Source organism: Nonomuraea sp. NPDC050691 (genome assembly GCF_040654455.1).
Lineage (GTDB): Bacteria > Actinomycetota > Actinomycetes > Streptosporangiales > Streptosporangiaceae > Nonomuraea.
Genome location: NZ_JBFAIA010000227.1, coordinates 1 through 11,141, shown reverse-complemented (window position 1 = coordinate 11,141; position 11,141 = coordinate 1). Strand labels below are relative to the sequence as shown.

At 73.6% G+C, this 11,141-nt stretch carries 11 protein-coding genes; 5 read left to right on the top strand and 6 right to left on the bottom strand.

All coding sequences use genetic code 11. The annotated features are described in order from the left end of the window. Positions 1-413: universal stress protein (locus AB0H81_RS40680; RefSeq protein WP_358386531.1), on the bottom strand; the 413-nt coding region annotated here is incomplete at its 3' end. A 187-nt stretch (positions 414-600) separates the two neighbouring features. On the opposite strand from AB0H81_RS40680, the gene AB0H81_RS40675 reads away from it, so the two are divergent. Then, entirely contained in the window at positions 601-1,242 is a 642-nt protein-coding gene (locus AB0H81_RS40675) for a response regulator transcription factor (protein WP_358386529.1), read from the top strand. An 84-nt stretch (positions 1,243-1,326) separates the two neighbouring features. Here the strand turns inward: AB0H81_RS40675 and AB0H81_RS40670 are convergent, their stop codons facing one another. From AB0H81_RS40670 to AB0H81_RS40660, 3 genes are all read right to left on the bottom strand, one after another. Further along, positions 1,327-2,988, bottom strand: coding sequence for a GAF domain-containing protein (locus AB0H81_RS40670; RefSeq protein ID WP_358386526.1), 1,662 nt, complete (start codon positions 2,986-2,988; stop codon positions 1,327-1,329). After that, positions 2,870-3,832 carry a hypothetical protein gene (locus tag AB0H81_RS40665; RefSeq protein WP_358386523.1) on the bottom strand — a complete coding sequence of 321 codons (963 nt, stop codon included), beginning with the start codon at positions 3,830-3,832 and terminating at the stop codon, positions 2,870-2,872. The genes AB0H81_RS40670 and AB0H81_RS40665 overlap by 119 nt, the downstream gene beginning before the upstream one ends. 123 nt (positions 3,833-3,955) lie before the next feature. Next, positions 3,956-4,534: a TetR/AcrR family transcriptional regulator gene (locus tag AB0H81_RS40660; RefSeq protein WP_358386521.1), complete on the bottom strand. Its 579-nt coding sequence runs from the start codon at positions 4,532-4,534 to the stop codon at positions 3,956-3,958. A gap of 134 nt (positions 4,535-4,668) precedes the next feature. Here AB0H81_RS40660 and AB0H81_RS40655 point away from each other — a divergent pair, with 134 nt between their 5' ends. Beyond that, positions 4,669-6,264, top strand: a complete 1,596-nt coding sequence (locus tag AB0H81_RS40655; protein WP_358386518.1) for a carboxylesterase/lipase family protein — start codon at positions 4,669-4,671, stop codon at positions 6,262-6,264. On the opposite strand, the gene AB0H81_RS40650 is transcribed toward AB0H81_RS40655, so the two are convergent. Then, entirely contained in the window at positions 6,234-6,854 is a 621-nt protein-coding gene (locus AB0H81_RS40650) for a dihydrofolate reductase family protein (protein WP_358386515.1), read from the bottom strand. The two genes, AB0H81_RS40655 and AB0H81_RS40650, sit on opposite strands and share 31 nt — an antisense overlap. A gap of 201 nt (positions 6,855-7,055) precedes the next feature. On the opposite strand from AB0H81_RS40650, the gene AB0H81_RS40645 reads away from it, so the two are divergent. Beyond that, entirely contained in the window at positions 7,056-7,892 is an 837-nt protein-coding gene (locus tag AB0H81_RS40645; protein ID WP_358386512.1) for an HAD-IA family hydrolase, read from the top strand. Next, a complete protein-coding gene (locus AB0H81_RS40640) occupies positions 7,889-8,539 on the top strand; it encodes a pyridoxamine 5'-phosphate oxidase family protein (protein ID WP_358386510.1) in 651 nt (216 codons plus the stop codon). Before AB0H81_RS40645 ends, AB0H81_RS40640 begins: the two co-directional genes overlap by 4 nt. Positions 8,540-8,552: 13 nt before the next feature. Here AB0H81_RS40640 and AB0H81_RS40635 read toward each other — a convergent pair whose 3' ends face one another. Beyond that, positions 8,553-9,425, bottom strand: coding sequence for a universal stress protein (locus AB0H81_RS40635; RefSeq protein WP_358386507.1), 873 nt, complete (start codon positions 9,423-9,425; stop codon positions 8,553-8,555). 199 nt (positions 9,426-9,624) lie between these two features. Here AB0H81_RS40635 and argG point away from each other — a divergent pair, with 199 nt between their 5' ends. Beyond that, positions 9,625-11,073 (top strand): argininosuccinate synthase, encoded by a 1,449-nt coding sequence (argG, locus tag AB0H81_RS40630; RefSeq protein ID WP_358386504.1) that lies wholly within the window; start codon positions 9,625-9,627, stop codon positions 11,071-11,073. The last annotated feature ends 68 nt before the right edge of the window (positions 11,074-11,141 follow it).

Here is an 11,141-nt window from a genome sequence, read left to right as displayed (position 1 = left end):
ACCTCGCGGACCACGACCACGTCGCAGGGCGCGTGCCCGGCCACGCCGTACGCCACCGACCCCACGAGCATGCCGCGCACGCCGCCGAGGCCGTGCCCGCCGATGACCAGCAGCTCCGCGCCGGCCGCCGCCTTCACCAGGGCGGCCCGGGGGTCGCCGGGCAGCAGCGCGGTCTCGACGGCGACCCCGGGCTGCTCGCGCCGCACCCGTTCCTCGGCCGCGGCCAGCACGGTCTTGCCGCCCTCGCGCATCCAGCGGGCCACCTCGGCGTACCGGCCGGCCGCGGGTTCGCACGCCCAGGACGGCAGGACGTGCACGAGCTTCAGCGGCGCCGCGCGCAGGGCCGCCTCGGCGGCCGCCCATCCGGCGGCCTCCAGCCCGGCCCGCGACCCGTCCACACCAGTGACGATCATCGCTGTCCTCCCCCGTCCGCGGCTCCCGGTGCCATCACCCCCGGCACCGGCCGCGCTGTTCTCTCCCCACCCGGGTCCTTCCCATCAGCGCCGGGAAGCACCCGCGGCCGGCGACCTCGCATGACACGCGGCGTTCGGGACCTTCGGCCCTTCCTGAAGGCCGGAGCGGCCGGTTAGCGTCGGAGCCATGATTCGCGTGTTCCTCGTCGATGATCACGAGGTGGTGCGGCGGGGCGTGGCGGCGCTGCTGGAGTCCGAGGACGACATCGAGGTGATCGGCGAGGCCGGGACCGCCGAGTCGGCGATCGCCCGCATCCCGGCGCTCCGGCCCGACGTGGCGGTCCTGGACGTGCGCCTGCCCGACGGCAGCGGGGTGGAGGTGTGCCGGGAGGCCCGCTCGCGGCTGCCGGGGCTGGCGTGCCTCATGCTCACCTCGTACGCGGACGACGACGCGCTGTTCGACGCGGTCATGGCCGGGGCGTCCGGCTACGTGCTCAAGCAGATCCACGGCTCCGACCTGGTCGGCGCGGTGCGCACGGTGGCCTCGGGGCAGTCGCTGCTCGACCCTCAGACCACGGCGGCGATCCTCCAGCGGCTGCGCGACCAGGCCACCCGCCAGGACCCGCTGGCCGCCCTGTCGGACCAGGAGCGCCACATCCTCGACCTCATCGGCGAGGGCCTGACGAACCGGCAGATCGGCGAGCGGCTGTTCCTCGCCGAGAAGACCGTCAAGAACTACGTGTCGAACCTGCTGGCCAAGCTCAGCATGCAGCGCCGCACCCAGGCCGCCGCGCTGGCCGCCCGCCTGCGCGCCGGCAGGCGCGACTGACAGCCGTACCGCCCGGCGCCGCGCCCGGCCAGCCCGGCCAGCCCTGCCCGCCCGGCCGCGACGAGGACGCCGCCGGGCCGGAGGTCACACGGGGACGTCCCAGCGCAGCCGGGTGCCCCCGTCGTCCGGCGAGCCGGCCTCGAAGCCGCCGCCGAGCCCGGCGGCGCGCTCCTCCATGTTGCGCAGGCCGCTGCGCCGCCCGCCCCCGGCGAGCCCCACCCCGTCGTCCCGCACGGTGAGCGTGAGACGGTCGCCCGTGACCTCCACCGACACGTCCGTCCGCGACGCCTTGGCGTGACGCACCACGTTCGACAGCGCCTCGCGCAGCACGGCCAGCAGGTGCTCGGCGACCTCCTCGGGAACGCGGTGGTCGAGCTGGCCCTCCATGCGCAGGCCCGGCATGAACCCGAGGTGGCCGCGCGCCGACTCCACCAGCTCGACGACGCGGGCGCGCAGGCTCGGCGCGGCCACGTCGGGCACGTTCTGCAGGGCGAAGATGGTGGAGCGGATCTGCCGGATCGTCTCGTCCAGCTCGTCGATGGCGTGCTGGAGCCTGCCGGACGCCTCGGGGCGCTCCACGAGGCGCACGGTGCTCATGAGCGTCATGGCGATGGCGAACAGCCGCTGGATGACCACGTCGTGCAGGTCCTTGGCGATGCGGTCGCGATCCTCCAGCAGCGTGAGACGCTCGGCGTCGCGGCGCGCCTCGGCCAGCTCCAGCGCGATCGCCGCCTGGCCGCTGAACGCCTCCAGCATGCGCAGCTCCGAGCCGCTGAACGGCAGCCGCCCGGACCGCTTGGCCAGGGCCAGCACCCCTCGTACGGTGTGCCCCGCGCCGAGCGGCATCAGCAGCTCGGGACCGTACCCGAGCCCGCGCAGCGGCGACTCGGAGTCGAGCAGGTCACCCGCGGTGATCGCCCGGCCGCTGGTGAACACCTCGCCGGCGGCGGACCCGGTCAGCCCGTAGGCCAGGCCGGCCGCGCCGGGCGCCAGGTCGCCCTCGACCACCTCGGCCCGCAGGACGCCGCCGTCCTCCCCGGGCAGGAGGATCTGCACCAGGTCTGCGCCGGTCATGTGGCGGGCCCGGGCGGCCATCAGGGCGAGCACCTCGCGCGGGTCGGCCCCGGACAGCAGGCGCGTGGTGACGTCGGACGACGCCTCCAGCCAGGTCTCGCGCCGGCGCGTCTCCTCGTACAGGCGGGCGTTCTCGATGGCGACGCCGGCGGCGGTGGCCAGCGCGACGACGATGGCCTCGTCCTCCTCGTCGAACTCGCCCCCGCCGCGCTTCTCGGTCAGGTAGAGGTTGCCGAACACCTCGTCGCGGACGCGTACGGGCACGCCGAGGAACGTCCCCATCGGCGGATGACCCGGCGGGAACCCGTACGACTCGGGATGGTCGGAGATGCGGCCGAGCCGCAGCGGCCTCGCGTCCTTGATGAGCAGCCCGAGCAGGCCGAGGCCGTGGGGCCAGTGCTCGATCCGGGCGATCTCCTCCTCCGTCAGGCCGACGGGGATGAACTGGAGCAGCGTGCTCTCCTGGCCGACCACCCCGAGGGCACCGTAGCTGGCGTCGACCAGGTTGGTGGCCGTCTCGACGATGCGCCGCAGCACGGTCTCCAGGTCGAGGTCACTGCCGACGGAGACGACGGCCTCCAGCAGGGCGTGAACGCGGTCGCGGGTGGCCAGGACCGCGTCGAGACGAACCTGGAGCTCCGCCAGCAGCTCGTCCAGGCGCATGTTCGGCATCAACGGGCGGTGCTCCCCTTGCGTCATACGACCAGTTTCGCACCCCTGCCCGCCGAGGCCCCGCCCTCACTGGAGCAGCTCGGGCAGCGACCTGCGGACGCTCTCCTTGTCGTCGGACGTGATGCCCCAGGTGGTACGTCTCCAGCGCCTGGGTGTGGAAGGCCTCGTGCCGCCAGGCGTAGTCGCGCTGCGGGAAGCCGGGGTCCGTGGGCGGCGCGGTGCGCGGGTAGCCCTCGGCGGGCACGCCGTCCCGGCGGGAGCTGCCCGGCGGCCGGGCCCAGCGGATGAGCTCCAGGGTGAGCACCCGGTCCTGGGACTGGGCGCCCTGCGCGGCCTGGGTGAGGGCGGCGAGCATCGCGACCGCGACCGGCGAGCGGACCGGCGTCAGCCGGGCCCCTTCGTCCCTGGCCTCGCGTACCAGGCCGTCCATGAGCCGCTCGGGCACCGGCAGGTCGGTGAACCCGGCCCGGTGGGTGCGCCGCCGCTCGATCTGCCGGCCCATCGCGCGCACCCGCTCGTCGGCCTCGGCGGCCTCGCCCAGCGTGATCGTGGCGACGAGCGACGGGCGGTCCGGATCCGGCAGCACGCGTACGACGGGCTCGACGCCCTCGCAGCGCAATGCCGTACGGATCGTGAACAGGGCGGCGCCGCAGCTGATGAGCAGCTCGCGGTCGGAGGGGTCGCCCAGGCGCAGCTTGCGGTCCACGTCGGCGCGCAGGCTGATCTCCTCGCCGGAGATCGCGAAGCTCCACGGCTGGGTGTTGTGCACGGACGGCGCCCAGCGCGCCGCTTCGAGTGCTCCCTGGATGACACGATCCCTGTGCTCTGCCGTACGGCTGATCATGGCGATACCTCCCACCGGTGATGTGACCAGACCATCACGGACGCGAAGCCGCGGGCAGGGGCGAAGGTCCCGACGGCAGCCCGCGGACCTCGGTCGTCCGGGTCGGCGTCGCCGCTGCCGAGGTCAGGTCGCGGGCCGGCCGGTGATCAGGGCCAGGGCGCCGGCCAGGTCGTGGCTGCTGGGGGCCCGTTCGGGGTCGATCAGGTGCTGGGCCATGACGCCGGTCAGCAGCGCCTGGTAGAAGCCGCCCACCGCCCAGGCGTCGGGGTGGCCGGGGTCGAGGCCGGCGAGCACCTGGGCCAGGCCGAGGCGGGCGTGCTCCAGGCCGGCGGCCAGGTAGGCGCGGGCCTGCTCGGCGTGCTGGACCTGTCCGATGACGTCGAAGGTGGCCGCCCACAGCGGCCGGTGGGCCTCGAAGGAGGTGATGATCTGGCCCCAGGCCGCCTCGAAACGCCGCAGCGGGCCGGCGTCCGGATCGGCGGGTACGGCGGCCAGCGCCTGGGCCAGCTGCTCGCCCCATTCCTGTGAGGCCAGCGACAGCGCCTCGTTGAGCAGTGCCTCCTTGGAGCCGAAGTGGTAGCCGATGGCCGCCATGCTGACCCCGCCGGCGGCGGCGGTGATGTCGCGGATGCTGGTGCGCGCGTAGCCCTTCTCGTACAGGCAGCGCTTGGCCCCGGCGATCAGATCTTCGCGGTTACCCATGAGCCGCACCCTACCCCAATAATCAGACGAATGCCTTAGGCGATCGACTTAGGCGATCGTCTTGCGCGATCGCCCAAGTCGCTTGTACGGTTCTCGGCATCCGGAGAGATCACTGATGCGAGGAGACGAAACGGATGACCGGCATGGGCAAGCTCACGACGGGACTGACGGCACTGGGCATGGCGGGAGCGATCATGAACACCTCGGCGGCGGCCGCGGACAGCGAGGCACTGGTGCGCACTGACCGAGGGCCGGTGCGGGGCGTGGTCACGGAGGACCACCGCTCGTTCCTGGGCATCCCGTACGCCGCCACGCCCGTGGGTGAGCTGCGCTGGCGGGCCCCGCGCCCCGCACCCGCCTGGACCCGGCCGCGCCAGGCCGCCACCCCCGGCCCGATGTGCGCGCAGACCGGTGACCACCTGGGCGCCGGCAGCACCAGCGAGGACTGCCTGTACCTGAACGTGACCACCCCCCGCGCCCGCGCAGAGCAGAAGCTGCCGGTGATGGTGTGGCTCCACGGCGGCAGCTTCAAGGACGGCGCCGGCCACCTGTACGACGCCCGCCGCCTGGCCGTCCAAGGCAACGTGATCGTGGTGACCGTCAACTACCGGCTCGGCGCCTTCGGCTTCCTGGCCCACCCGGCTCTGCACGATGCCGACGGCCTGTCCGGCAACTACGGGCTGGCCGACCAGCAGGCCGCCTTGGGATGGGTCCGGCGCAACGCGGCCGCCTTCGGCGGCGACCCGCGCAACGTCACGCTGTTCGGCGAGTCCTCCGGTGCCATCGCCGTCTGCGCCCACCTGGCCGCACCCGGATCGGCCGGGCTCTTCCACCGGGCGATCCTGAACAGCGCCCCCTGCACCGCCCCGTGGGCACCCTCCCTGGCCATGGCCAACAACCCCCGCCCCCGCTCCCAGGCCGAACGCGACGGCCAGGCCCTGGCCGGGCGCCTGAACCTCGGCGGGTCACCAACCGCCCGGCAACTGCGCGCGGTCCCGACCGGCGAGCTGCTGAAGGCCGCCTCCGATCCCGCCCAGCCCGGTTTCGGACCGGTCACCGGCGGCGCGTTCCTCCCACTGGACCCGGCCCGCGCGGTCACCACCGGCCGCTTCCACCGGGTGCCGGTGCTGTACGGCGTCAACCGTCACGAGGAGCGCATGCACGTGTGGGGGCTGGAGATGGCCAAGTACCAGGGCCCGATCCCCGCCGACCGCTACGACGACGAGGTCCGCGCCGCCTTCGGCTCCCACGCCGGCGAGGTCCTGGCCCGCTACCCTCTGTCCGCCTACGCCTCGCCCAGCCAGGCGCTGGCCACCGCGCTGACCGACTCCGAGTACGCCCGCCCCGCCCTCGACACCGGCAAGGCGCTGTCCCGGCACGTCCCCACCTACGCCTTCGAGTTCGCCGACCCCAGCGCACCGTGGTTCGCCGCCTTCCCCAAGCCGTATGACATGGGCGCCTACCACGCTGCCGACCTGCCCTACCTGTTCGATGTCGGCTACAACCAGCCCCTCACCGACCAGCAGCGCCTCCTGGCCGACCACATGATCGGCTACTGGACCCGCTTCGCCCGCACCGGCGACCCCAACGGCTCCGGCGCACCCGCCTGGCGTCCCTTCACCGCCGCGCGCCCCTCGGTCCAGTCCCTGGCCCCCGGCGAGGGCGGCATCGAGCCCGCCGGCTTCGCCCGCGACCACCACTACGACTTCTGGACCTCACTCGACGGCTGAGACGTTCCACCGCGCGGAACGTTCTCGCCACCGGCGGGGACGTAGTGGAGCAGCACCGTGCGCCCGTCGAAGGTGCGCGTCCCCACCAGGCGCAGGTTGCTCCGCTCCCCCCGCGTGGCGAGCAGCGGCCGGCCGCCGCCGAGCACGACGGGATGGACCACGACGTGGTACTCGTCGATCAGGCCCAGCCGCGCCAGCTCGCCCGCCAGCCCCGAACCGCCGAGAAGCAGCATGTCCTTGCCGGGCTGCCGCTTCAGCTCGGTGACCTCCTCGGCCAGGTCGGCGCTGACGATCCGGGTGTTCCAGCCGGCCTTGTCGAGCGTGGTCGAGAAGACGACCTTCGGCGTCGACCGCCAGATCGGGGCGAACTTCAGGTCGTGCTCGTCGTCCGAGTGCGCCTCGGCGTTCGGCCAGTAGCTCGACATGACCTCCCACACGCCGCGCCCGTACAGGAAGGTGTCCACCCGGGCGGTCAGCTCGTCGGAGTGGGCGAACATCTCCGGGCCGACGGCCGGCCAGTCGAACTCGCCGCCGGGGCCGTCGATGTGGCCGTCGAGCGAGGTGTGGACGTAGTGGATGATCTTCCGCATGGCGCCGGCTCCTTGATGTCGGTACGCTCTTCGCCCGGCGTGCCCGCCGGGCCGTCTTTCACCGCATGGTCGGAGCCGTCCACGGGTTCTGGACATCCTCCGCGAATCTTTTCCGAGATTTCTTCCCGGCCGCGTCCTTCCTGGTCAGGAGGCCGTGCGGTGGATGTCTCAGGTGGCGGGATGGCGGGTACCGTCCACGGCATGGCCGCCATAGACCTCGCGACCGTCCACGCGGTCGTGTTCGACACAGACGGCGTGGTCACCGACACGGCGCGGGTCCACGCGGCCGCGTGGAAGCACGTCTTCGACGCCTTCCTGCGCGGACGCTCGGCGCCCTTCGACGTCCGCGACGACTACCTGCGCCACGTCGACGGGCGCCCGCGCCTCGACGGGGTGCGCACGTTCCTCGCCTCGCGCGGCGTCACGCTGCCCGAGGGAAGCCCGGACGACGGCCCGGACGCCGCAACCGTCCACGGGCTGGGGCTGGCCAAGGACGCGCTGTTCGTGGCCGAGATCCGGCGTCACGGCGTGGCGGCGTTCCCCTCGGCCGTCGCCCTGCTCCACGAGCTGCGGCGGCGCGGCTGCCGCACGGCGGTGGTGTCGGCGAGCAGGCATTGCCGGGCCATGGTGGCGTCGGCCGGACTGACTCATCTGTTCGACGTGGCGGTGGACGGCGTGGACTCCGCCCGGCTCGGGCTGGCGGGCAAGCCGGACCCGTCGCTGTTCCTGGAGGCGGCCCGCCTGCTCGGGACGCCCGCCGGGCGGACGGCGGTCGTCGAGGACGCGCTGCCGGGCGTGGAGGCCGCGCGACGCGGCGGGTTCGGCCTGGTGGTGGGCGTCGACCGGTCGGGCGAGCGGGCGGAGGCGCTGCGGGCGGCGGGCGCGGACGTCGTCGTGGAGGACCTCGCGGAGCTGTCCGTGGCGGGCCGCGTTCCCCGCACCGGCACCGCGGACGGGCAGGCGCGCGAGGCCCCCATGGTCTCGCACGGGGGCTCGCACGGTGACTCGCACGGGGGCGAGCAAGGGGGCCGGCCATGACCGGCGACCTCGGACGCCGCATCACCTACTACCGCGAGCGGCGGGGGCTGACGCGCGAGGAGCTCGCCGAGCGCGCCGCGATGGCGCCCGGGTACGTGCAGTACGTCGAGGAGCACCCCGACACCATCGCCACCGGTGCGCTGACCCGGCTGGCCGGGGCGCTCGGCGTCACCTCCGGCGTGCTGCTGGGCGGCGCCGCCGACCGGCCGCCCGGCCCGGGCACCGCCCGGGCCGCGCCCACGCTGAAGAAGCTGGACCGCGACGAGTGCCTGCGCCTGATCGCGCCGGGCGGCATCGGCCGGGTCGCCTTCGACGGGCCGGACGGCCCGACCGTGCTGCCGGTGAACTACAAGCTGCACGAGGGCGCGGTCGTCTTCCGCACGGCTCAGGGCGGCCAGATGGACCGGACGCTGCGCACGGGCATGGAGGGCGTGGAGGTCAAGATCGGGTTCGAGGTGGACCAGATCGACGAGGCGCGGCGCGAAGGGTGGAGCGTGCTGGTGCAGGGCCCCGCCCACCTGGTGAAGGAGAAGGAGCTGGACGAGGTCACCGGGGCGGGGGTCACGCCCTGGGCGGGCGGCGAGCGCGAGCTGTACATCCGGATCCTCCCGCACCAGGTCACCGGCCGCCGCATCCACGGCCTCTGACCGCCCCGAACGGTCACGATCTCCTCCAGGGGGCGCGGACGACGGCGACCGGGCAGTGCGCCCGGTGGATCACGCCGTGGCAGGTGGAGCCGAGCACGGACGCGGCGAACCCGCCCAGACCGCGCGAGCCGATGGCGAGCAGGACGGCCGTCCGGGAGGCCGCCGCCAGGACGGGCACGGGATGGCCGGACACGGCCGACTCCACCACCTCGACCTCCGGGTACTTGTCCCGCCACAGCGGCAGCCGCCGCCCGACCTCGGCAGCCTCGTCGGCGAGCGCCCCGGCCGGCAGCGGCCCGTACCCGACGGCCTGGGGCGCCAGGACCACGGTGTGCCGGGCGTAGACGACACGCAGCCGCGCGCCGCGGGCGGCGGCCTGCTCCATGGCGTACTCCAGGGCGGCCTCGGCGTCGGCGGAGCCGTCGAACCCGGCCACCACCTCACCGCCGCCCGCGGCGGGCAGCTCGGGGGCGCGGACCACGACGACCGGGCCGTGCGCGTGGCCGGCCAGGGCCAGGCCGACCGAGCCGAGCACGAGTCCGGCGAACCCGCCGAGCCCCCGGCTGCCCACCACGACGGTGTCGGCCGTCTCGGACTCGGTGCGCAGGCGTTCGACGACGGCGCCGACGAGGTGGGCCGTGGTCACCTCCAGGCGGGGAGCGCGCTGCCGCACCCGCTCCTCGGCACCGGCGAGCAGCCGCTCGCTCCGCTCGGTCAGCGACCGGCCGCCGCCGCCCGCGCCGACCGGGTGCTCGCTCTTCCAGGGCTCGCGCACGTGCACGATCCGCAGCGGCAGCCCCCGGCGCACGGCGTCCTGGACCGCCCAGCCGAGCGCCGCGTACGCCCCGTGCGATCCGTCGATCCCCACGACCACGGGATTCGTCATGGCCGCCCCCTCCGGTTGCAGGAGTCCACGTCTCCAGGACACTCCGGCGCGGACGCGGCTCCCAGAGAACGAGGTCCCGTCTCGGAGGGACCATCGTCCCGCCGCGGCCGCTCATCCGGGACGGGAGAACGAGGCCGGTCGGGTTCTTTACCCGCCCCCGCTTTGCATGATCATGCGTAGGAGTGCATAATCTTTTCTCATGTCCAAGGTTCTCACCTCCCTGCCCACGGGCGAGCGCGTCGGCATCGCCTTCTCCGGCGGTCTCGACACCTCGGTGGCCGTCGCCTGGATGCGCGACAAGGGCGCAGTCCCGTGCACCTACACCGCCGACATCGGCCAGTACGACGAGCCCGACATCGCCTCGGTGCCCACCCGCGCCCTGGCGTACGGTGCCGAGATCGCTCGCCTGGTCGACTGCCGCGCGGCGCTGGTCGAGGAGGGCCTGGCCGCGCTGACCTGCGGCGCGTTCCACATCCGCTCGGCCGGGAGGGCGTACTTCAACACCACGCCGCTCGGCCGCGCCGTCACGGGCACCCTGCTGGTCCGGGCGATGCTCGAGGACGACGTGCAGATCTGGGGTGACGGCTCGACGTTCAAGGGCAACGACATCGAGCGGTTCTACCGGTACGGCCTGCTGGCCAACCCGCACCTGCGCATCTACAAGCCCTGGCTCGACGCGGACTTCGTCTCCGAGCTCGGCGGGCGCAAGGAGATGTCCGAGTGGTTGCTGGCCCACGGGCTGCCCTACCGCGACAGCACGGAGAAGGCGTACTCCACGGACGCCAACATCTGGGGCGCCACCCACGAGGCCAAGACCTTGGAACACCTCGACACCAGCATCGAGACCGTGGACCCGATCATGGGCGTGCGGTTCTGGGACCCCACGGTCGAGATCCCCGCCGAGGACGTGACCATCGGCTTCGACCAGGGCCGTCCGGTCACGATCAACGGCAAGGAGTTCGCCAGCCCGGTCGACCTGGTGATGGAGGCCAACGCCATCGGCGGGCGGCACGGCATGGGCATGTCCGACCAGATCGAGAACCGGGTGATCGAGGCCAAGAGCCGCGGCATCTACGAGGCCCCGGGCATGGCCCTGCTGCACGCGGCGTACGAGCGGCTGGTCAACGCCATCCACAACGAGGACACCATCGCCACCTACCACAACGAGGGGCGGCGGCTCGGCCGGCTGATGTATGAGGGCCGCTGGCTCGACCCGCAGGCACTCATGCTGCGCGAGTCGCTGCAGCGCTGGGTCGGCACGGCCGTCATCGGCGAGGTGACGCTGCGGCTGCGGCGCGGTGAGGACTACTCGATCCTGGACACCTCCGGCCCGAACTTCAGCTACCACCCGGACAAGCTGTCGATGGAGCGCACCGAGGACTCCGCGTTCGGCCCGGTGGACCGGATCGGCCAGCTCACCATGCGCAACCTCGACATCGCCGACTCGCGCGCCAAGCTGGAGCAGTACGCCAGCCTGGGCATGGTCGGCACCCACCACCCCGCGCTCATCGGCGCCGCCCAGGCGGCCTCGACCGGGCTGATCGGCTCGATGCCGCAGGGCGGCGCCGAGGCCATCGCCTCGCGCGGCGAGGTCTCCGAGGAGGAGGAGATGCTCGACCGCGCCGCCATGGAGCTGGGCAACGACTGACCCGCCCGGCTGATCGGCCCGACTGACCGGCTCACCGCCACGGCCGCGCCGCGCCATCCCACGGGGCG

Bases quoted from the DNA above. Each gene is read 5' to 3' on its own strand.
- AB0H81_RS40675 (WP_358386529.1), top strand. From the start codon at position 601: ATGATTCGCGTGTTCCTCGTCGATGATCACGAGGTGGTGCGGCGGGGC.
- AB0H81_RS40670 (WP_358386526.1), bottom strand. From the start codon at position 2,988: ATGCCGAACATGCGCCTGGACGAGCTGCTGGCGGAGCTCCAGGTTCGT.
- AB0H81_RS40665 (WP_358386523.1), bottom strand. From the start codon at position 3,832: ATGATCAGCCGTACGGCAGAGCACAGGGATCGTGTCATCCAGGGAGCA.
- AB0H81_RS40660 (WP_358386521.1), bottom strand. From the start codon at position 4,534: ATGGGTAACCGCGAAGATCTGATCGCCGGGGCCAAGCGCTGCCTGTAC.
- AB0H81_RS40655 (WP_358386518.1), top strand. From the start codon at position 4,669: ATGACCGGCATGGGCAAGCTCACGACGGGACTGACGGCACTGGGCATG.
- AB0H81_RS40650 (WP_358386515.1), bottom strand. From the start codon at position 6,854: ATGCGGAAGATCATCCACTACGTCCACACCTCGCTCGACGGCCACATC.
- AB0H81_RS40645 (WP_358386512.1), top strand. From the start codon at position 7,056: ATGGCCGCCATAGACCTCGCGACCGTCCACGCGGTCGTGTTCGACACA.
- AB0H81_RS40640 (WP_358386510.1), top strand. From the start codon at position 7,889: ATGACCGGCGACCTCGGACGCCGCATCACCTACTACCGCGAGCGGCGG.
- AB0H81_RS40635 (WP_358386507.1), bottom strand. From the start codon at position 9,425: ATGACGAATCCCGTGGTCGTGGGGATCGACGGATCGCACGGGGCGTAC.
- argG (WP_358386504.1), top strand. From the start codon at position 9,625: ATGTCCAAGGTTCTCACCTCCCTGCCCACGGGCGAGCGCGTCGGCATC.